Origin of the sequence: Roseicyclus marinus (genome assembly GCF_036322625.1) — a bacterium.
Classification (GTDB): Bacteria; Pseudomonadota; Alphaproteobacteria; order Rhodobacterales; family Rhodobacteraceae; genus Roseicyclus; species Roseicyclus marinus_A.
The window spans coordinates 859,365-880,183 of the sequence record NZ_AP027266.1 but is presented as its reverse complement, the minus strand read 5'-3'; the positions used below and the strand labels follow the sequence as shown (position 1 = coordinate 880,183).

The 20,819-nt window shown below is 65.6% G+C and carries 22 protein-coding genes; 3 read left to right on the top strand and 19 right to left on the bottom strand.

What is annotated here, in order from left to right; all coding sequences use genetic code 11:
* Positions 1 to 144: 144 nt before the first annotated feature.
* A complete protein-coding gene (locus AABA51_RS04300; protein ID WP_338274737.1) occupies positions 145 to 459 on the bottom strand; it encodes a hypothetical protein in 315 nt (104 codons plus the stop codon).
* Between the two features lie 309 nt (positions 460 to 768).
* On the opposite strand from AABA51_RS04300, the gene AABA51_RS04295 reads away from it, so the two are divergent.
* Together AABA51_RS04295 and AABA51_RS04290 are read left to right on the top strand one after the other, a co-directional pair.
* On the top strand, positions 769 to 2,583 hold the full coding sequence (locus tag AABA51_RS04295) for a PAS domain-containing sensor histidine kinase (RefSeq protein WP_338274734.1): 1,815 nt from the start codon (positions 769 to 771) through the stop codon (positions 2,581 to 2,583).
* A 264-nt stretch (positions 2,584 to 2,847) separates the two neighbouring features.
* Positions 2,848 to 3,078 carry a sulfurtransferase TusA family protein gene (locus AABA51_RS04290; RefSeq protein ID WP_338274732.1) on the top strand — a complete coding sequence of 77 codons (231 nt, stop codon included), beginning with the start codon at positions 2,848 to 2,850 and terminating at the stop codon, positions 3,076 to 3,078.
* Here AABA51_RS04290 and glp read toward each other — a convergent pair.
* The 17 genes from glp to AABA51_RS04205 form a co-directional block, all read right to left on the bottom strand.
* Positions 3,062 to 4,297 carry a gephyrin-like molybdotransferase Glp gene (gene glp / locus AABA51_RS04285; protein ID WP_338276434.1) on the bottom strand — a complete coding sequence of 412 codons (1,236 nt, stop codon included), beginning with the start codon at positions 4,295 to 4,297 and terminating at the stop codon, positions 3,062 to 3,064. The genes AABA51_RS04290 and glp overlap by 17 nt on opposite strands.
* Before the next feature lie 44 nt (positions 4,298 to 4,341).
* Positions 4,342 to 4,833 carry a molybdopterin-guanine dinucleotide biosynthesis protein B gene (mobB, locus tag AABA51_RS04280; RefSeq protein WP_338274728.1) on the bottom strand — a complete coding sequence of 164 codons (492 nt, stop codon included), beginning with the start codon at positions 4,831 to 4,833 and terminating at the stop codon, positions 4,342 to 4,344.
* The gene (mobA, locus tag AABA51_RS04275) at positions 4,830 to 5,441 is read right to left on the bottom strand and encodes a molybdenum cofactor guanylyltransferase MobA (protein WP_338274726.1); all 612 of its coding nucleotides are present in this window, start codon (positions 5,439 to 5,441) and stop codon (positions 4,830 to 4,832) included. Before mobA ends, mobB begins: the two co-directional genes overlap by 4 nt.
* Entirely contained in the window at positions 5,438 to 6,313 is an 876-nt protein-coding gene (locus tag AABA51_RS04270; RefSeq protein ID WP_338274724.1) for a formate dehydrogenase accessory sulfurtransferase FdhD, read from the bottom strand. The genes mobA and AABA51_RS04270 overlap by 4 nt, the downstream gene beginning before the upstream one ends.
* A 61-nt stretch (positions 6,314 to 6,374) precedes the next feature.
* Positions 6,375 to 7,580, bottom strand: coding sequence for a hypothetical protein (locus AABA51_RS04265; RefSeq protein WP_338274722.1), 1,206 nt, complete (start codon positions 7,578 to 7,580; stop codon positions 6,375 to 6,377).
* 69 nt (positions 7,581 to 7,649) lie between these two features.
* A complete protein-coding gene (locus AABA51_RS04260) occupies positions 7,650 to 7,805 on the bottom strand; it encodes a hypothetical protein (RefSeq protein WP_338274720.1) in 156 nt (51 codons plus the stop codon).
* 13 nt (positions 7,806 to 7,818) lie between these two features.
* Positions 7,819 to 8,910 (bottom strand): Mrp/NBP35 family ATP-binding protein, encoded by a 1,092-nt coding sequence (locus AABA51_RS04255; protein ID WP_338274718.1) that lies wholly within the window; start codon positions 8,908 to 8,910, stop codon positions 7,819 to 7,821.
* Positions 8,911 to 8,993: 83 nt separating this feature from the next.
* A complete protein-coding gene (locus AABA51_RS04250) occupies positions 8,994 to 9,986 on the bottom strand; it encodes a formate dehydrogenase subunit gamma (protein ID WP_338274716.1) in 993 nt (330 codons plus the stop codon).
* Between the two features lie 11 nt (positions 9,987 to 9,997).
* Entirely contained in the window at positions 9,998 to 10,594 is a 597-nt protein-coding gene (gene fdh3B, locus AABA51_RS04245) for a formate dehydrogenase FDH3 subunit beta (protein WP_168622861.1), read from the bottom strand.
* Positions 10,595 to 10,609: 15 nt separating this feature from the next.
* Entirely contained in the window at positions 10,610 to 13,582 is a 2,973-nt protein-coding gene (locus AABA51_RS04240; protein WP_338274712.1) for a formate dehydrogenase subunit alpha, read from the bottom strand.
* The gene (locus AABA51_RS04235; RefSeq protein ID WP_338274710.1) at positions 13,582 to 13,797 is read right to left on the bottom strand and encodes a hypothetical protein; all 216 of its coding nucleotides are present in this window, start codon (positions 13,795 to 13,797) and stop codon (positions 13,582 to 13,584) included. Before AABA51_RS04235 ends, AABA51_RS04240 begins: the two co-directional genes overlap by 1 nt.
* Positions 13,798 to 13,885: 88 nt before the next feature.
* A complete protein-coding gene (locus tag AABA51_RS04230; RefSeq protein ID WP_338274708.1) occupies positions 13,886 to 14,491 on the bottom strand; it encodes a TorD/DmsD family molecular chaperone in 606 nt (201 codons plus the stop codon).
* Positions 14,492 to 14,680: 189 nt separating this feature from the next.
* Entirely contained in the window at positions 14,681 to 15,352 is a 672-nt protein-coding gene (locus AABA51_RS04225) for a DUF3306 domain-containing protein (protein ID WP_338274706.1), read from the bottom strand.
* Positions 15,349 to 15,888 (bottom strand): DUF3305 domain-containing protein, encoded by a 540-nt coding sequence (locus tag AABA51_RS04220; protein ID WP_338274704.1) that lies wholly within the window; start codon positions 15,886 to 15,888, stop codon positions 15,349 to 15,351. Before AABA51_RS04220 ends, AABA51_RS04225 begins: the two co-directional genes overlap by 4 nt.
* Positions 15,889 to 15,903: 15 nt before the next feature.
* Positions 15,904 to 16,893, bottom strand: coding sequence for a DUF6352 family protein (locus tag AABA51_RS04215; RefSeq protein WP_338274702.1), 990 nt, complete (start codon positions 16,891 to 16,893; stop codon positions 15,904 to 15,906).
* Positions 16,893 to 17,444: a DUF6505 family protein gene (locus AABA51_RS04210; RefSeq protein ID WP_338274701.1), complete on the bottom strand. Its 552-nt coding sequence runs from the start codon at positions 17,442 to 17,444 to the stop codon at positions 16,893 to 16,895. Before AABA51_RS04210 ends, AABA51_RS04215 begins: the two co-directional genes overlap by 1 nt.
* Positions 17,441 to 18,178, bottom strand: a complete 738-nt coding sequence (locus AABA51_RS04205) for a biotin/lipoate--protein ligase family protein (RefSeq protein ID WP_338274698.1) — start codon at positions 18,176 to 18,178, stop codon at positions 17,441 to 17,443. Before AABA51_RS04205 ends, AABA51_RS04210 begins: the two co-directional genes overlap by 4 nt.
* Before the next feature lie 92 nt (positions 18,179 to 18,270).
* On the opposite strand from AABA51_RS04205, the gene AABA51_RS04200 reads away from it, so the two are divergent.
* Entirely contained in the window at positions 18,271 to 20,223 is a 1,953-nt protein-coding gene (locus tag AABA51_RS04200) for a 4Fe-4S binding protein (protein ID WP_338274697.1), read from the top strand.
* Positions 20,224 to 20,239: 16 nt separating this feature from the next.
* Here AABA51_RS04200 and AABA51_RS04195 read toward each other — a convergent pair whose 3' ends face one another.
* Positions 20,240 to 20,767 carry a DUF2478 domain-containing protein gene (locus tag AABA51_RS04195; protein ID WP_338274695.1) on the bottom strand — a complete coding sequence of 176 codons (528 nt, stop codon included), beginning with the start codon at positions 20,765 to 20,767 and terminating at the stop codon, positions 20,240 to 20,242.
* Between the last annotated feature and the right edge of the window lie 52 nt (positions 20,768 to 20,819).

Sequence of the window (20,819 nt, the reverse complement as noted above, 5' to 3'; positions counted from 1 at the left end):
TGCGCGATTCCCGGCCATGCGCTTTTGCAGTCGGTCCGCAGGTCCGAACCGGATCGCCGCAAGATCAGACCTACACCGCAAATCCATGGACCAGGCGGCGCACCGCTCTGCGGTCGCCGGACGTATGCGAGGGACGGTGCGGGCTCAGCCCGCGAAGGGCCGCGATGTCCGCTGCGCGAGGTAGTAGGTCACGGCACCTTCGCGTTTCTGGACAAGGGCGACATAGCCCTTTTCATAGAAAAGCCGCGCCAGCGCCTTGGTCGAGGTCGGCAAGGGGCCTGCGGAATGTCCGTAACAGAAATGCTCGCCCGCCCGCGCCTTGCGCAAAAAGACATGGAAGGCCTCGGGGTCCTTGGGGATGCCGTCCTTGAGCATGACCCCGATCCTTGCGCGCAGTTCCGATCGCAGGTTGATCGCGGCTCCGCTGTCGTGGCCCTCTCCCAGTTTCATCCCCATCATGTCCCCCCGTTCCGTTTTCTCGCCGCACCTGTACCGGGCGGTCCCTTTGGGTGTAGATGGCTAACGATGAGGGCGGGTGTGCCCATATCCATAATCACGCCCGACAGACTGTCGCGGAATGCCCCTCCGTAGGGATATTGGACTTGGACCGACGATGCCTTAACCGCTTCAAAGTTCTTATTTTCATGGCGAATTTTGCTAAGGTGATTTCGGTGCAGGACTGTCTGTAGATCGTCACCTCAAATCGCAGGTGTCGGCTCGCGTGTCGTTCGTGGGGCTGTTTTCTCGAAGGACCAGAAAGGCATTCCAATGACCTTGCCCGGCGAAAAATCACCGCAAGTCTCAACAGCAGGTTTCAGCCTCGATCGAAACGCCAATGGCGTCTTTCGCATCCGGTCGGCCAGCAAGGCCTTGTATCAGATCCTCGATGTCGATCCGGGCGCGCCGACCGGGCTTTGGGACACCTTGTGCCAAAGGATTCACCCCGAAGATCGCGCAGATTTCGATGCGGCCTTCCACGATCCCGACATCACGCAAGACATGTCTTGGCAAGGACGTCTGCTGGTCAGCGGGGAAATCCGCATCGTGACGATCGACGTGCAGCCGGTTGTTTCGTCGACAGCGGACACGACATGGATCGGAACCCTGACGAAACTGCCCGAGGCTGGCGACCTCAACCGTGCTTTCGCGGCAGTTCTGGAAGCCGCGCAGGCGGTGATGGTGCGCTATGACATCTTGCGGCAAGAAAACCAGTGGGATCCGAGCGGCAGAGTTCTGACATTCGACGAAGACATCCCAAAACTCACCATGGACCGCGCAAAATGGGAAATGCTTCTCCACCCCGAGGATCGAGAAGATGTCTTGCATATCATGGGCGAAATGGAGCGAGGCACCCGGCAATCCGCCATGCTGCTTTACCGGAGGCTTAATGCGGACGGGACATGGCGCTGGCGACGGGTTCTAGCCGGGATTGGCGAAAGAGATGCGACGGGCAAGCCCCTGAGCCTCATGGGGTTCAGCTACGATGTGACAACTGTGATGGAAGAGCTGGAGCGGGTGACGGCTGAAGCGGCGGCGCTGCGCGACGCGCTGGATGAAAGCAAGGTCATCTTGGCGCAAACGGCCTACGAGCTTACCGAGAACATTCCGATCGGGACCTATACTATGGTGCTCGAACCGGGAGACGAGCTCGCGCAGTTTCGGTTCATGAGCCGCAGGTTCCTGGAGATCATGGGGCTCGACGCAGAGACGGCGCGGGCCGATCCGTTGAGTGCTTTTGAATGTGTGCATCCGGATGATTACGACGACTGGGTTCAGAAGAACGCCCATGCCTTCGTTCACAGGAAACCGTTCCGTGAGGAAACGCGCCTTTTGGTCGACGGGCAGGTGCGTTGGATCGTGGCGGAATCCATTCCTCGGCAAGTGGCGGACGGAACATGGATCTGGGAAGGGGTCATCCAGGACATCACCGACCAGAAAATCAGCGAACAGGCGCTGCGCCGCGCAAATCAGACACTGTTGGAAGCCGCGAGCGAAAAGGCCCGCATCGCGGAACGCGAAGCGCTTCTGAAGGATATCCACGACGGGTTCGGCAACACGCTGGCGATCGGTAAGATGCGGCTTCGCGGCGGCGATGTTCCCGCGACCGAGGCGGTGGAGGTGATCGAGGATTGCCTTGCCGACCTGCGCATCCTGATCAACAGCCTCGATGCCGAGGGCGAAAGCCTGTGGTCGGTGTTGGGCAGCCTGCTGGAACGGATCGCGGCGCGCGCGCGGCATCTATCGCTGGATCTGACCTGGGATCTCGACGCGTCTCGCCGCATCTACCTGCGCCCACGCCAGATGTTGCAGGCCGCGCGCATCATGCAGGAGGCTGTCGCCAATGCGATCCGCCATTCCGGTGCCCAAGCGATCCATGTCGCGGTCACAGGGGGCGAACAGGACGGCACGGGCCAGATCGCGATCCGCGACAACGGGCAGGGCTTCGACCCCAAAGGCCATTACCGGGGACGTGGGCTGGAAAACATGCGACAGCGTGCAAAGGCCGAAGGCTGGAAACTGCTTTTTCAGGCCGGGACGGACGACAAGGGAACGCAGGTGACGCTCGATCTTGGCACCGGGTAAGACCGGGTCGGGCTGCCATGACAGCGATATGGGGATGGGAGAGGCGGCACCACGCGGTAAGCGCGTCGGCGCCTCTGTCGCCAAGAAACAGGAACAATACACCCAAGCCGGACAGGATGGCGCCGCACGTCTGCTGCGGCCACGGATCGGACGCGCCCGGCCAGTCTTCATGACCTTGCGAACTGCGCGACACTTGCACTAGCACATCGGTGCAGGATAGCGAGGTCTGCAAGAACGCGGACCTGCACGGAACATGAGGCACAGATGGTCGAGGATGCGACGCTGGACACATTGGGCCTGCTCTGCCCGCTGCCGGTCTTGAAGGCGCGCAAGCGGTTGAAATCCATGCAACCGGGGCAGGTTCTGCGACTTCTGGCCAGCGATCCGGCCGCCGTTGTGGATGTGCCCCACTTTTGCGCCGAAAGCGGTCACGAGCTTTTGGGGGTCGAGGACGCGGGCGACGGCGCGCAGGCCTATCTCATCCGGCGGACGTGATCCCGAAAGAGGCATAGGGGATATAGCGCACCGGATCACCCGGCTTGATGGTGCAGGCCTCGTCCGGCAATTCGACAAGCCCCGTGGCCCAGCTGAGACCTGATATCCGCCCCGACCCTTCGGAGGCGAAAACCTCTGCCGCGCCATCCTCTGTCAGGCGCGCGCGCAGGAATTCGCGCCGCCCGGCCTTTTTTGTCTTGGTGAAGGCCGCAGGCACAGTGAAGCCTTGGGGTTGGACCCATCCCGCCCCGGCCAAAAGCGACAGCGCAGGTCTGGCAAAGACCAAGGCACAGGTCAGCGCCGCCACGGGATTTCCCGGCAAGCCGAAGATCGGAACCCCACCCCAGAGCGCCAGTGCCAAGGGGCGGCCCGGCTTGACCGCGATCCGCCAGCTCGACAAGGTGCCGCGCTCGCGCAACAGGCGCGAGACATGGTCCTCGTCCCCCGCCGAAGCGCCGCCCGAGGTCAGGATCGCATCGGCCTGCTGCGCCCCGTGATCGAGCCGCGCGGCGATGATCGCCGCATCATCGGGCGCATGGCCCAGATCGACAGGCTCGTACCCCCATGCCTCGATCAAGGCCAGGAGCATGGGGCGGTTGGCATCAAAAATTTGGTGCGGCGCGGCGTCCGTGCCGGGATCGGGCAAAAGCTCGTCCCCGGTGGACAGAACACCCACCCGCAGGCGGCGATGAACAGTCACCTGCGCCACGCCGACAGCCGACAAAAGCGCCAGATCGGCGGGGGTGAGCCTACGACCGGCAGGCAGGATTGTTGCGCCTTCGGTCACATCCTCGCCCGCCTTGCGGGTGTTGATGCCGCGCTTGACCGGCCCGTCAAAGGCCACGACCTGCCCATCGGTGGCGCAATCTTCCTCCAGCACGACGGTATCGATCCCATCGGGCAGGATCGCGCCCGTCAGGATGCGCAGGGCATGACCGGGCGGCACCGCCCCGTCAAAGGGTTGGCCGGCCGCCGCGCGACCGGGCACAAGCGGCAGGCGCTGCACCCCGTCCCCCGTCGCGTCATGGGCGAACCCATAGCCATCGACGGCGGAATTGGGGCGCGGCGGGTTCGACCGGCGCGCGGTGACGGGTGCCGCCAGAATGCGACCCTGCGCCCCTGACGTGGCCACATCCTCGATGCCCGTCACCGCGTGAAGCCGCGCGCGCAACAGCGCCAGCGCCTCATCGACGGGCACCCAGGCCACACCCTGCGGCATGGCGAAACAATCGTTGCGCAGGCGCGGTGGGATCAACGCGTCGCTCACAGCCCCACCTCCGCGCGGATGAAGGCGGCGATGCCCGCGACATCGTCCAGATCGAAGCGCGGCAAGGCGCTGTCCACCGGCCCGTCGCTCGCGATGGCGCGGATCGTGGGGTTCTGCAGGGCCAGAAGATCACGGCCCGCCGCCTTGCGGTGGGTTTCGATCTTGGGATGCGGGGCGGTCTTGTAACCCTCGATCAGGACGAGGTCACAAGGATCGAGATGGGCGAGAAGATCAGCAAGCGGCGGCTCCCCCGCCCCGCGCAATTCGGTCATCAGCGCCCAGCGGACGGGCGAGGCGACGATCACCTGCCCGGCACCCGCCTCCCTGTGGCGATGGCTGTCGCGGCCGGGGTGGTCGATCTCGGTCGCGTGATGGGCATGCTTGACGGTCGAGATGCGCAGACCCTGCGCCACCAGTTCCGCCACCAACCGTTCGGTCAGCGTGGTCTTGCCGGTGTTCTTCCAGCCGGTGACGCCATAGACCCTCATGCCGCGCCCATCAGCGCTTCGGCAGCCGCGATATCCTCGGGCGTGTTCACGTTGAAGAACGGGTCGAAGGGCGTGCTGTCAAAGACCGCCTGCCCCGCGCCATGGCCATCGGTCCAGATCACGATCTTGCGCAACCCGGCCGTCAGCGCCGCGCGCAGATCGTCGCGCAGCGCCACGGGCCAAAGGCCAAAGGTCGGGTGGCGCTGCACGCGGCCCGTTTCGTCCGGACTTGCCGCCAGGCAAAGCCCCGAGGGACCGGCGGAGGCCATCAACCGCGCCCCCAGATCCTTTGGGAAAAAGGGCGTGTCGGCCGCGGCCGTCACGATGGCCGTGGCCCCCTGCCCCGCCGCCCAATCCAGCCCCGCCAGAACCCCGGCCAAGGGCCCCGGATGATCGGCAAGGCTGTCGGCCACGACCGGCAGCCCGAATTCCGAAAGCCGCGCGGGATCGCCATTGGCATTGATCGCCATGGCCCCGCATTGGGGGCCAAGCCGGTCGATCACGTGATCGATCAGGCGCCGACCGCCCACCATGCGCAGACCCTTGTCGCCGCCACCCATGCGGGTAGCCCGCCCACCGGCCAGAATGACCCCAAGCGGCGCGCTCATCCGTCATCCTCCGCGCCCTTGCGGCGGTGGCGGCGTTCCTCGTCGGGGACAGCGGACAGATCGGCATCGCGGATCAGGCGGCTTTCGCCCGACAGGCACACGAACCTTTGACCCCGCATCCGCCCGATCAGCGTCAGCCCAAGCTGTTGCGCGATTTCCACCCCCCAGGCGGTAAAGCCTGAGCGCGAGGCAAGGATCGGAATTCCCATCATCGCCGTCTTGATCACCATTTCCGAGGTCAGGCGGCCCGTGGTGTAGAGGATCTTGTCAGCCGCAGGCACATCATGGCGCAGCATGAAGCCCGCGATCTTGTCGACCGCGTTGTGGCGCCCGACATCCTCCATGTAGACCAGCACATTATCGGCCTGGCACAGCACCGTGCCATGGATCGCGCCAGCCGTCAGGTAGAGCGAGGGCAGCGTGTTGATCTGCCGCGAGAGCGCGTAAAGCCAGCTTGTGCGCAGCTCCGCTTGCGGAAGGGTCACGCCCTCCAACCCCTCCATCATGTCGCCGAATACGGTGCCCACCGCACAGCCCGAGGTGCGGGTTTTCTTCTTGAGCTTGTCTTCGTAACTTGTCTGGCGGTCGGTGCGCACGACGACGGTTTCGATATCCTCGTCATATTCGACGCCCGTCACCCGGTCGCCATCGCGCAGCATGCCCTGATTGCGCAAGAACCCCAGCGCCAGGTATTCGGGGTAATCCCCGATGGTCATGGCGGTAACGATTTCCTGGCTGTTGAGGTAGATGGTCAGCGGTCGTTCCTCGACCACGGCCAATTCCACCTCCGCGCCGGTGTGATCATGCCCGCGCACCGCACGCGTCAGGCGCGCGGCGGTGGGATCGGGCAACAAGGGCAGCTTGGGAAGCATGAAGGCTCCTGCGTGGTGGTTCTTGATGTATAGCGCATGGGCCGGGAGGGGCCAGCGCGCTTCAGCGGCTGGCGCGCTCCAGAAACTCGACCAGCGCCTGCCGGTCGGAAGCATCGGCGACACGCTGATCGGGCATGCGCGAACCCGGCGTATAGATCTCGGGCCCAACCTCGAACAATTCGGCCACGGTGCGCGGCGTCCAGACGATATCGAGATCCCGCAACGCGGGCGAAAAAGCGTATCCCTCGACCGAAGCGATGGGCCGGTCGAAAATGCCATGCAGGCTCGGCCCCGCGCGGGAATGATCACCCGGTTCCAGCGAATGGCAGATGGCACAGGCCCGCCAGACCTCGGCCCCGCGGCTACCGTCGTCATAGGCATCGGCCATCATGCTCTGCGCCTGACCGATCCGCGCGCCATCGGCGGTGGCGTGGCGGCGTATCGTTCCCGATGCCCCGCCGGCAACCAAGGTGTCGCCCGCCAGCGCCAAGGCCCAGACCGGCCCGCCCTCGGGCGCGATTTCGGCCCGGACCTGCAAGGTTTCGGCCCCAAGTATCCAGATCGTGCCATCAACCGCTGCCGCCGCGACCGTATCGGGCGAGGCCGTGACAGCGACCAAGGGCCGTTCGCTCAGGAACCGTTCGGGCAGCACCTCGCCCTCGGGCGAGAAGAGCCGCAGCGCCCCCTCGGCAAAGATCACCGCCAGCCTGTCGCCGACACGTGCCAATCCGTTGGGAAGATCGGGCAGGCCTGCGCTGGCCTGAACCGACAGGCTCCCATCCCACCGGACAAAGCGCAGATCCCCGCCAACGCTGACCAGATCGCCCGAGGGCAAAAAGGCCAGCCCCGCCAGCCGACCGGCATGGGCCTGCACACTCGAAATCTCGCGCCCCTCGATATCCATGAGCACCAGCCGCCCGTCCCAGAACCCGACGGCGATCACCGTGTGGTCCGGCGACAGGGCCAGCGCTGCGACCGGGGAGATGCCGTGCGGCGTGGCAAAGAGCAGATCGCCTGCATCACCCCAAAGCGCGACGCGCCCGTCCTGTCCCGCCGTCAGATGCCGGGCATCGGGCAGCAGCGCCGTCGCCGTGACATTGCCGTCATGGAACCGCTCGACGCCCCGCGCGGTCTGCAGATCGGGCGACCAAAGTATCGCGCGCCCGTCGAAACCGCCTGACACCAGCCGTTCACCATCGGTGGCCAAGGCGCTGACAGGCCCCGCATGACCTGACGTGCCCTGCGCCGCTGCTGCGGTAAGACCCATGCAAACAAATGCCCCCGCGCACAGCAGGGTGCGAACAAGACGCAACACGATGGGCGGGACCCCGTTGGATCAGTTGGTCAGCAGGTTCGAGCCGGGATCGCCCACGCGCGCGCCTTCGGTGGTGAAGGCAGCCGATGCCGGGGTCTGGTAGCTGTCATTCAGAACAAAGGACGCGCCGGCTGCGAGAGCGATGGCAAAGATCACGGAGGCGAGAAAAGCTTTCATTGTTGGTCTCCTGTCAGGTGCGGGTCGGTTGTGCCGCCCGCTGCCGGGGTTCGAGCCCGGCCAGAACGGACCGGGCAATCTGTTGGTAAAGTCTGCCCAGCGGTCCGTCGGGATCGCGAGCGGTGATCGGTTGACCCGCGTCCGAGGCGGCACGCAGGTCCATGGTCAGGGGAATGGCCCCGAGGAAGGGCACGGCAAGCCGGCTTGCCTCTGCCTCGGCCCCGCCTTGGCCAAAGATCGCATGCGCGCCCCCGCAATCGGGGCAGATGAAATGGGCCATGTTCTCGACGATGCCGAGGATCGGCACATCGACCTTGCGGAACATCGATATGCCGCGCCGTGCATCGATCAGGGACAGATCCTGAGGTGTCGACACGATCACGGCCCCCGAGAGCCGCGTGCCCTGCGCAAGCGCCAGCTGCGCATCGCCCGTGCCGGGGGGCATGTCGACCAGAAGGATGTCGAGCGCGCCCCATTCCACATCGGCCATCATCTGCGTGATCGCGGACATGACCATCGGCCCGCGCCAGACCATCGCGGCCTCGGCTTCGACCAACAGTCCCATGGACATCGCCTTGAGACCATAGGCCTGCATCGGCTTGAGCTTCCGGCCCGCCGCCTGCGGCTTGCCATGGAGCCCGAGAAGGGTCGGCAAGGATGGGCCGTAGATATCGGCATCGAGAATGCCGACCGACTTGCCCTGCGCCCGCAGCGCCAGCGCCAGATTGACGGTCGTGGTGGATTTGCCCACGCCCCCCTTGCCCGAGGCGACGGCGATCACATGCCCGACAGAGGCGAGCGGATCGGCCTTTTCGGCTTTTGGCATGGTCAGGGACGGTGGGGCGGGTTTCGGGCTTTGCGTCTCGCTGGTCAGGACGACAAAGGCGCTTGTCACACCCGGCAGGCGGCGCAGGCGCGCTTCCGCCTCATCGCGCAAAGCGGCCAGCGAGGCGGCTTCGGCGGGATTTGTCCGTATGGAAAGATTGACGCGATGGCCGTCGACCGTTGCCCCGGACAGGCGGTCCGTGGCGACAAGCGGCGTCCCGTCGGGCAGCGTCAGGCCCCGCAACGCCTCGATCACCAGGTTGTCGTTCGTGTCAGACACGGGTTCCGTCCATCGGGCTTGAGGTGCATTCGGCCCCGCGCGGTCTTCGCACGGGGCCGAACAGCGGATTTCCTAACGCACCGTCACTCGGCCGGGTGCGGGCGTGCTTCGGAGGCAGCTTCGCCCTTCACTTCCTTGACCCAGAGCGAATGATGCTCCTTGGCCCAGTTCTCGTCGACCTCACCCGAGCCCATGGCGTCGAACGCACCTTCCATGCCGACCGAGCCGATGTAGATGTGCGCGATGATGATCGCCGACAGGACGGCTGCGGTAAGCGCGTGGATCGTCTGGTAGAACTGCCAATCGGCAAAGCTCGCGACCTCGTTGGGGAACAGGAGCATGACGCCGGTGAAAGACAGCGCCGCGCCACCGAGGACCACCGCCCAGAAGATGATCTTCTGCCCGGCGTTGAACTTCTTGGCCGGCGGGTGAACGCCCTTCTTCAGAAGGCCACCGCCCTGCTTGATCCATTCGAGGTCCACCTTGTTGGGGATGTTGTGGATCACCCAGAGAACCAGGATCATGACGAGCGCGACCATGAAGGGCCAGGCAAGGAAGTTGTGCGCGACCTTGCCCCAGGCGCTCAGCGTGCCAAACGCCCCCTCACCAAGCATCGGAAGCAGAACCGTGCGTCCGATGATGATGTTGAGCCCGGACAGAGCGAGGATGATGAAGGTCGACGCGAGCGTCCAATGCGCGAAACGCTCGATCGCGTTGAAGCGCAGGATCTTGCGGCCCGACATTCCGCTGTCGATGCGGATCTTGCCCCGCACGAGGTAGAACAGCGTCAAGAGCGCGACCATGCCGATCACGGCCCAGATCGAGATCGTATGGAGCGTGTCGCCCTGAAGCGCAGCCCAAGCCCGGTTTTCCGGTGCGATCAGCTGTCCGGCATGTGCATCCGGAATGGTGATGCGCCCGGTGACGTTGCCGCCGTTGCCCAGTGCGTTGAAGAGCGCTTCCTCGGTGACCGATTGCGCGGTCGGATTGACCTGCGCCATGGCCTGCGGCGCGAACAGGCCCAGCGTCAGGGCAAGCCCCAACGCAACGACCAGACGGTGGATTTGCTGTGCCATCTTCTTTCCCTTCAGACCGTCACGGTTTCGCCATAGGCCGTGCGCCAACCCCAGGCACCCGAACCATAGCCGCGCGTCACGACACGCTCGCGGTAGATTTCCGCGATGATGTCGCCGTCACCGGCCAGAAGCGACTTGGTGGAGCACATCTCCGCGCAGAGCGGCAGCTTGCCTTCCGCCAGGCGGTTGGAGCCATACTTGATGTATTCCACTTCGCTCATGTCCGGCTCCGGGCCGCCCGAGCAATAGGTGCACTTGTCCATCTTGCCGCGCGTGCCGAAGTTGGCGGTTTGCGGATACTGGGGTGCGCCGAAGGGGCAGGCGTAGGAGCAATAGCCGCAGCCGATGCAGGTGTCCTTGTTGTGAAGGACCACGGCATCATCGGTCGTGTAGAAACAATCGACCGGGCAGACCGAGGCGCAGGGCGCATCGGTGCAGTGCATGCAGGCCATGGAGACCGAGCGTTCGCCCGGAAGGCCATCGTTGATGGTGACCACGCGGCGGCGATTGATGCCCCACGGAACCTCATGCTCGTTCTTGCAGGCGGTGACGCAGGCGTTGCATTCGATGCAGCGGTCGGCGTCGCACAGGAACTTGAGACGTGCCATTTGCTATATGCTCCTTCAGGCCGCGGCGATCTGGCAAAGGGTGACCTTGCCCTCGTGCATCCCGGTGACGGGATCGTAGCCATAGGTGGTGATGACGTTGACGGATTCGCCAAGGACGATGGGGTCGGTGCCTTCGGGGTAGTTGCCCCGCTGGTCTTCGCCCTGGAACCAACCCGCGAAGTGGAAGGGCATGAAGGCCACGCCCTGCCCCACGCGTTCGGTCACAAGCGCCTTGACGCGCGCCCGCGATCCGCCCTCGGGGCCGGTCACCCAAACCCAACCGCCATCGACGATCCCGCGCGACGATGCGTCGGCAGGGTTGATCTCGACGAACATGTCCTGCTGCAATTCCGCAAGCCACGGGTTCGACCGGGTTTCCTCGCCACCGCCCTCGTATTCGACCAGACGGCCGGAGGTCAGGATGATCGGGAATTGTTCCGCCACGCGGTTTTCCAGGTTCGCGGTCTGCAACGTCAGGCCGATGTTCGGCATCCGCTGCTGACGGCCATCCTCGCGCGTCGGGTATTCTGCGACCAGATCGGTGCGCGGCGAATAGATCGGCTCGCGGTGGACCGGGATCGGGTCGGGCAGGTTCCATGCAACCGCGCGGGCCTTGCCGTTGCCGAAGGGCACACAGCCATGCATCAGGGCGACGCGCTGGATACCGCCCGACAGGTCAAGCGACCAGGAAACGGCAGCCATCGCTTCGGGATCGTTGTTCCCGATGCGCCGGATCGTGGCCAGCTCCTGCGGCGTCAGATCCGCATCCCAGCCAAGCTGCTGCAGAACACCGTAGGTGAACTGGGGATAGCCGTCCTCGATCTCCGAGCCGGCGGGCCAGCTGCCTTCCGCAAGGAGCGTCTCGCCGTCGCGGTCCAGACCGAAACGCGGGCGGAACGCGCCGCCACCCTCCATCGGGGGCAGGTTCGTGTTGTAGAGGATATGCGTGCCGGGATGCCGCAATTCGGGCGTGCCCCAGCAGGGCCACGGCAGACCGTAGTAGTCGCCGCGGATTTCCTCGGGCGCGTCGGGCAGGGCACGCAGCGTGACCAGGTCGAAATGCTGCTGGTTGGCCATATGCGCCTTGAGACGCTCGGGGCTCTGACCGGTGTAGCCGGTGGACCAGCCACCCCGGTTGATCTCGCGCAGCACGGATTCCGGTGTCGGTTCCATGCCGAACTTGCCCTGAACCATCTCGTAGTTCTTGAACATCTCGTCCGCGAAGCCGAGACGCTGCGCGAGACCGTAGATCACCGCGTAATCGTTGTCGGATTCGAAGATCGGATCGACCACCTTCTCGCCCCACTGCACCGAGCGGTTCGACGCCGTGCGCGAGCCCGAGCATTCGAACTGCGTGCAGATCGGCAGAAGATAGGTGTTGTCGGTCCGCGAGTGCAGCGCCGCAAAGGTCGTCGGATGCGGGTCGGCCACGACCAGCAGGTCAAGCGCGTTCATGCCGCGCTGTGCATCCTGCATCCGGGGCACGGTGTTGCCGCCATGACCGAAGACGAGCATCGCCTTGATGTTGTCGAGCTGGTCGACTTCCTCGGCGTCGAGCGTCACGGCATCGAACCAGCGGGTCGAGGTGATGCCCGCCACTTCCATGTTCTGCGCTGGCGTCCGGGCATCGCGCCCACCCTTGGCCGGAACAGCGTCGAAGCGGCTTTCGAAATATTCGTAAGGCACTTCCCAGACGCGCGACCAGTGCCGCCATGCACCCGCACCCAGGCCGTAGTAGCAAGGCAGGTTGCCCACATCGAGACCGAAGTCGGTCGCGCCCTGCACGTTGCAGTGACCGCGGAAGATGTTGGCACCATTGCCCTCGCCGCCCACGTTGCCGGTGGCCAGCAGCAGGTTGTTGTACATCCGCACGTTGGCGGTGCCGACGGTGTGCTGCGTGCCGCCCATGCACCAGATGAAGGTCGAGGGACGCTCCTTGGCGAATTTCTCGGCGGTGCGACGCAGGGTCTCGCCGTCGATGCCGGTGATCCGCTCCACGACTTCCGGCGGATAGGACCGCGTTTCTTCGCGGATCTGATCCATGCCCCAGACGCGGCTTGCGATGTATTCGCGGTCTTCCCAGCCGTTCTCGAAGATGTGCCACAGCATCCCGTACATCACGGCGATGTCGGTGCCGGGACGGAAGCGGACATATTCGGTCGCATGCGCCGCGGTCCGGGTGAAGCGCGGATCGAAGACGATGACATTCGCGCGCTGCGTTTCCTTGCCTTCAAGGATGTGCTGGAGCGAGACGGGATGCGCCTCGGCCGCGTTCGACCCCATGAAGATGACGGTCTTTGCGTTGCGGATGTCGTTGTAGCTGTTGGTCATGGCGCCGTAGCCCCAGGTGTTCGCAACGCCCGCCACGGTGGTGGAGTGACAGATGCGCGCCTGGTGATCGACGTTGTTGGTGCCCCAGAATGCCGCGAACTTGCGGAACAGGTAGGCGCCTTCGTTCGAGAACTTGGCGGAGCCCAGCAGATAGACGGAATCCGCGCCCGAGCGGCCCCGGATCTCGGTCATCTTTTCGCTGATCTCGGTCAGAGCCTGATCCCAGCTGATGCGCTGCCATTCGCCGCCGACCTTCTTCATCGGGTATTTGACCCGGCGGTCGCCGTGAACGAGCTCGCGCACCGATGCGCCCTTGGCGCAATGGGTGCCGCGGTTGATCGGGCTGTTGTAGGCCGGTTCCTGGCCGACCCAGACGCCGTTCTGGACCTCGGCCTTCACCGTGCAGCCCACCGAGCAATGGGTGCAGATGTTGGTGCGGATCTCGATCGGCTGGGACATGTCGGTGAAGCCTTCGGCGGCCTCGACGCGGCGCGTCATGCCTGCGCCCATGGCGCCAAGTGCGGCAAGCCCGCCGACGGTCAGACCCGATGCCCGCAGAAAGCTGCGGCGATCGAGCGGGCGGGCCGAAACGGCTGCCGCCATTTGTGACAGGCGCCCGGTCGACGCGGTGTCACCATTCCTGCGCTTAACGAGCATCAGTTGGTCCCCCGAGGATAGTAGCGGTTGGTCCGGTAGTAGGTTTCGACATGTTCGGTCGCCTGGTAGCGGCCGCGCGTGCGCTCATCGCCAGTTTCCTGCGCAAGCGCGGGACGGGCCGATCCGGTGCCGAGCGCAACGGATGCGGTTGCGCCGACAGCCGTTGTCCCGAGAAAGGCACGCCGGCTGATCGGTGTGGGTGTCTTGCTGGTCATGTCGATCCCCTTTCTGCTTCGGTTCGGGCTCTTGGCCGGTCCGAGTGTCGTTTCGTTCATGTGGTCAGACCGTTTGCCGGTCCCTGCGTCAGGCGGCGAGCGAGAAGGCTCGCGCCTCGATATCCACGAGCAATCGGCCAACCTCGGCGACTGCTCGGTAGAAAGATGCACTTGGCGCGATCGCCAGATCGTCGAAGAATTGCGCGGCCCAAGGTTCGATGTGCCGCCCGAAGAACTCCGACTGAGCCTTGTCCGGTGCGGACAGCGTCCCCGAGGCGAGATCACCCATCACCTCGAACAAAAGCGCGATATGATCTTCGGGCTCGTAGCGCCCTTCGGCACGCGCGATCCCCAGCCGGGACAGGTCGCCCCTGACCTCGGCGAGCGGGCGCTCGTTCAAGAAACCGGTCTGGTAGAAACTGGCATAGGGCAACAGCTCGCCACGCCCCACGCCGATGAAAAGCTGGAAGAATTCCCGCTCCACCTTTGCCGCGTCAGTCGCGCGCGCCGCATGCGCCAATGCCGTCACGGCCTGCCCAAGGGCGGTTCCGTCCCCCGCCAAACCCGCGGTTCCGTCCAGAATCTCTTGAGAAGGCGCAGAAGCAAGCAGGGTCGCAACGAAGCGATACATGTCGCCTCGCGCTGCGTTTTCCACATCACTAGCGGGCCGGTTGCCCGGCTGGCTGGTTTCCATAGGTCCTGTTCTCTTCCCACACGCGCCCATTGCATACGGTCGCGTACCCTACCCTAGAGGAGCGTCAGAGGAGGCCTTTGGTCAAGCGAAATTTGTCAAATGCATGCATTTTTTCCGGCTGCCCTGTCCGGTTTTTTCCGACCAGGCAGACAGGCTTGGCCGCGCGCGACCGACCCCGCCCGCAAACATCTATCCCGGCAGTGCCGATCCATGACGCCTGCGCACAGGTGGATCGGGTTCAGCGACAGAATCGGGCGCGTTTGCCCCTTCTTCATCGCTGGTCCCGACCGATGACGGCGCACCGGATGTCGGCGCTATCATCTTGGCTTTGGGAGACTTTTCATCGACGGTTTCCGGCGCGTCCTCCGCTTCTGCCACGGCTTGTGTGGCAGCCTCGGGCTCGGGTTCATCCCGCTGCGGCGACAGGAGCGATTTGAGCATCTGCGCCGTGCGCTCCGGGGATGGGGCAAGGCCATCGCCGGGAACCCCACCGGGGGTGTTCCAATCCCAGGCATAGTCGACGGCCGGGTCCTGATGATCGCGGATCACGGGCGTCAGCATCCACATGCGGCGCAAGGCGGCGTTCTTGAGCGACCGTGGAACGCCGGGGCGCAGAAAGGGGCGGATGTCGCTGCCGGGAACCAGATCCTCGATCCGGGGCAATGCCGCCAATTCCTCTTCGGACAACGTCGGAGGGGCTTGCTCGGTCGCAGGCTCCGGGTCCGGATGGGATTCGGCGTCATCAGGCTCCGCATCGGGCAGAGCTTCGAGTTCCGGCTCCGGCTCCTGTTGCGACCGGGCGGCGGTCCGCTTGATGCGCGACCAACGGCCCAGGAAACCCTCGGGCTCGTCCCCGCTCATGGGTCCGACCTCCGGCCCTTGCGATTCTCCCATTTGTCCTCGGGCTGCAGCACGCGGGGCGCGCGCGCCGCGACCGCATTCGGATCGACCGGCAGGCGCTTGCGCTTCTTGAAGGGCATCTCGACGAAATACCGATCGGCAAAGGCCGCCACCGCGCGCGCGACAGGATCGGGCATCGGCACCGCATCGACGATCAGCTCGGGGTCCGAGGCCAGCCCCTCGCCCTCGTAGGGATCGACCGTGACGGCCAGAACCTCCGCCCGCGCCGGGTCGGTTCCGCGCAAGGCGACCCAGACGGACGGACGCCCCGACATCAGGTTGTCGCGATGATGACCGGCATCCCCGGACCACAGCACCATGTCGCGCCCGCCCAGATACCAGGTCTCGACCCCGCCATCGGTACCCAGGCACGTGCCCGGCGGCGTCGCGGGTTCGACCGGCAGAACCAGAAGCGGCCGCAATTCCCCGGTGCTCCACCGGGTCACGGGCGGTCGACGTTCCGCCACCACGCCGATGCGGATGATCTCCCTTGGCATGTCATCCCCTCCGTTTCAGTGCAGATGCGGTTCGGCCAATGGCAGGCCCGCCAGAAGGTTCTGCGGCTTGATCCGCACGGCCCCGTCCTGCCCAAGGCCCAACAAAAGCCAGACCGGATGCCCCGCCACATCTTCGCGCGTCTTGGACGGGTCGGCGAAATCGAGCCGGAACACCCCGATCAGGCTGGCCGGGAGCGGGCGACCATGCCAGAGCGCATCCCCAATGGCCGTGCCGTTCGGATCAAGACCCACATACCACCGCAGGTCCACGTCGTCGACGCGCGTCTGCGGCGAGACGCTCACCTCCACCCCCAGCATATGCCGGATGAAGGCCTCCAGCGCCTTTGCCATCCCGCGCCGCGCCTCGGGATCACCCCCGAAATTGTAGATCATCGTATGGGCGTCCGACCGCGACCAATAGGTCCATTCGTTGCCGCCCCCCAACACGTCCAGACTGTCGATCCCGCCCGAGAACATGGCCATGAGCGGGGATGCATGCATATCCGCCTCGAACAGCGCCACAAGCTCTTCGTCTGCCATCAGGACCATGCCGTCCTTCACATGCGCCCGCTGCGGCCGGAACAGGCATTCGGCGGCGCGCAACACCTGCGGGTCGTCGCATCCATCCAGCGCGTTGCGCAAGATCAGCTGCACGAGCTGCGACAGGAACACGACGGGCAGGCGCAGCCCCTCGCGCATGATCGCGGCATAGCCTTCCTCGATCGTTCCCGCCTGCAGCAGACGGTCGCGCAGCGTCAGGAAGAACTGCCAGTTCTCGCGCGCATCCGGATCCTTCATCGCGGCCAGTTCAAGGGATGGCACCGCAGAACGCGGAGCGGCCCTGAGACGCGCATGAACGGCGCGCTCTGTCGCGCAAGCTTCGGGCGGCGGCACGATTTCCGGGCGGGCCAGCCAGGCCAGCAACAGCTCGTCCGTCACAACCATGCGCCCCGCACGGTCCAGCCGCGCCAGATGATGCCCCGAGGCGACCCAGAATTCCGGCATCAGTCCTGCCCCCTCAACTGAAACAGATCGACGTGATCCTCTGTCTCTTCCTCGAAGAATTGAAACGCCCGGTCATGGCCCATCAGATGCGAGGCGGAGAACGCCGTTTCGTCGCGTGGGCGCAGGGTGCGGAACTGCTCGCGGATCTCGCCATCCTCGCCGTGCTTGCGGTGCAGCGCAATGAGCGTTCCGATGCCGTGATCGGCGCACAGGCTTTCGGCCAGGCTCACTTCCTGTTCGGCAGCAGGCCGCGCGATGTCGCGCGATGGCGCACCAAGCTGCGCGACCAGCTGATCCGCCAGCGCCTCGACCATCGCGGCGCGCTCCTCGGGGCGGGCCTCCTGCACGGTGACAAGCGTCGAATGGCCGAAACTCTCCACGCCCAGAAACCCCGAGCGAAAGGCGATCGCCTCCTTCCGGGTCAGGCTGTCCGGCGCGCGCCCCCAGAACAGGAAGGTGCCCGGCACAGCCCATTCGCCGGGTTCGGCGGCATGGGCAAAGATGTGGCGGTCCGACGGGTCCAGCCGGATCGTGCGCGGCAGCCGTGTCACAGCCTGGGGCCCGTCTCGTCGCGCCATGCCTGAACGGCCAAGGCCTCGCGCAAGGGGGCCATCCGGCGTCCGCCGCCGGACGGCGTGATCTCCAGCATCCTGTCCCCTTCGATCCGGCGCACGCCGCGCAACAGGGGCGGGTCGACGCGCATCAGGAACCGGTTCGACACGGCGGCAAAGCCTTCGTGCGCCCAGCGGTCGAAATACAGCATCATGTAGGAGGCGAAGGTCGACACGATATCCTCGGCCGGATCGAAACCTTCCTCCAACAGCGACGTGCTGTCGGGATAGGCACCCGGCTCCGCGATATGGTCGCGGTCGGCGATCAGTTCGGCGGCAAAGACCATCCAGTCGGGCACGGCGTCATCGGCGGTGCCGGGCGCAATGGCAAACCGTCCGCCACCGATGCGGGCCCCGTCAAAGAGCACCTCGTCGGGCCAATTCAACCGAACCGAGCGGTCAGGCGGGCAATGGGCTGCCAGCGCATCGCCCACGGCCGTCATCCCCAGCAGGAACGCAAGCTGCGCCTCGACCAGTTCTTGTTCGGGTTCCAGAACCACCGCGAAAGCCAAAAGCCCCGGCGATTGGTGCAGCACCAGTGTCCCCGCCCCTTCGGACGGTGCAAGCGCGACCGTTTCGGCCAGCACATCGCGCCCCTCGGTGCGATGCAAGGTGAATGGCGGCGGCAAAACCACCTTCGGCGCGGCAAGATTGTCCTCCCGGACCATTGTCATCCGATTTTCCCTCCCGAGACCGCTACCCATCCCACGCGGATCAGATTAGATGCACATCCAGATAGTCCAGCCGAAAGCCCGACGAAAGCCCCATGCAAGACCAGAATGAAACCCGCCTGATCTGCACCTGCGAAGCGACCATGACCCTCGACGGCGACACGTTGGGGGCAACCGGCAAACCGGCCAGCCAGCTTTGTCGCGCCCAGCTCGACAATTTCCGGCAGGCGCTCGGCAGCTTTGCCGCCATCACGGTCGCCTGCACGCAAGAAGCGCCGCTCTTCTCCGAAGTGGCCGAGGATGCGGGATATGCAGGGACCCTGCGCTTTGCCAATATCCGCGAAACCGCAGGCTGGTCGGACGACGGGGCCAAGGCCGCACCCAAGATGGCGGCCCTTCTGGCCATGGCGGAAATGCCCGGCTCCTCCTTCGAAACCGTCAGCCTCGAAAGCAACGGCATCGCCCTCGTTCTGGGCCGCGACGAGGTGGCGATCGACGCCGCACGGCAATTGTCGGGCATGCTGGATCTGACCGTGCTTCTTTTGCCCGGCGCCGATGTCGCGCCGCCACGCCAGACGACATGGCCTGTGCTTCAGGGCCGGATCGCGCGGGCCAAGGGGCATATGGGCGCCTTCGAACTGACGGTCGATGCCTATGCCGCGCCCGCCCCGTCCTCCCGCGCAAGGCTTGATTTCGGCCCGGCCCGTGATGGCGCGGTGTCGCGCTGCGATCTGGTGCTGGACCTGACGGGGGGGCAGCCGCTCTTCCACCACACGCGCCCGGGCTATCTGCGCGCCGATCCGCGTGACCCCGCAGCCGTTGCAGCCCTGGTGGCCGAGGCGGGCCAGATGGTCGGCATCTTCGACAAGCCCAAATACATCGATTTCGAAGCGGGTCTCTGCGCCCATTCGCGCAACACCAAGACCGGCTGCACCCGCTGCCTCGACCTGTGTCCCACCGGTGCGATCCTGCCTGCGGGCGACACCGTGGCCATCGACCCCGCGATCTGCGCGGGCTGCGGGCAATGCGCGGCGGCCTGCCCGACGGGGGCTGCTTCCTATGCGCTGCCTGCCGTGGGCAGCTTGGCCGACCGCCTGCGCGCGGGCCTTGCGGCATGGGTGGATGCGGGCGGGCGCAGCGCCCCCGTGATCCTCTTCCACGACGAAGTCCATGGCGCGCCCCTGATCGATGCGGCAGCGCGCTTCGGGCGCGGCCTGCCCGCCCATGTCATCCCGGTTCAGGTGAATGAACCGAGCCAGATCGGCCCCGAGATCATGGCCGCAGCCATGGCATGGGGCGCGGGCGGCGTGCGCGTTCTGGCCAAGGATCGCCCAGCCCATCCGCTCGATGGGCTGGCCACGACGCTCGACCTGATGGCCGCTATCTGCGAGGCGACCGGCCACGCCGCCCAGGCCTGCGCGCTGATCCAGACCGATGATCCCGACGCGCTCGAAACCGCGCTGTGGCATCCGGCCCAGCCGCTGCGCCCCACCCGCTCCTCCTTCCTGCCGCCCGAGGACAAGCGCGGGCTGTTGACGCTGGCGATGGAAGAGCTGAACCGCACCGCGCCCCGCCCGACCGAGCGGATCGACCTGCCCAAGGGCGCGCCCTTCGGCACCGTGTCGCTCAACCTCGACAGCTGCACGCTCTGCCTTGCCTGCGTCGGGGCCTGCCCCACAGGCGCGCTTGGCGACAACCCCGACAAGCCGATGCTGCGCTTCACCGAAAGCGCTTGCGTGCAATGCGGGATCTGCACGGTGACCTGTCCCGAAGAGGCCATTTCCATCACGCCCCAGATGGATTTCGCCGCATGGGCAAACCCCAAGCGCATCCTCAAGGAAGAAGAACCCTTCTGCTGCACCTCCTGCGGCAAGGGGTTCGGCACCGGTTCGTCCATCCGCCGCGTGATGGAGCGGCTCGAGGGCCACTGGATGTTCACCGGCGAGGATGGCGCCACCCGCAAACGGCTTTTGACCATGTGCGACGATTGCCGGACCAAGGAGGTGGTGATCGCAGGTTTCGACCCGCACGAGGGGCCGACCGGGTAACGGGCGGCTCTTCGGACTAGACGGCGAGCGCCGCTGGCGGGCCCGACAGCGCCGCAAGGCACCATCCGACCGCAGCCTCCGGGTTGGGCGCAATCTCGACCCCAAGCCCGTCGGCAAAGGCCAGAAAAGCAGGAAGACTGCCCTGCGAGACGGTGGTCAGGACGGGCCTGCCATCCAGCAGCGCACGGCCGATCACTTCGCGAAAGCCACCGCCTTCGGCTTCCTGCTTGCCGAACTTGTTGATCAGAAGAACGCCTGCCCGACCCTCGTCCAGAACGGTTTCGACCCGCTGCACCGCATCGGCCAGACCGCGCGGGTCCAACCGGCAGCCGCGCGCATGCCGCCCCCGGTCCTCCGAGATGCGCAGCACGTCATCCCGGCCAAGGATATGCAGATCCATGTGGCAATGCCGCTCGGGATCATGTTCGACGTTGAGCTGCACCGCTCCCGCCACGGCGATGCCCTTGGCGGCAAGCCCTTCGGCCACGGCGATCATCAGCCGGTCGCCCGCGCCCCGCCCTGTCGAGATCATGTAACCCAGCATCGACCTGCGCCTCCACCCCGCGCGGGCCCGCCGCCGTGGCGGGTTCGCGCCC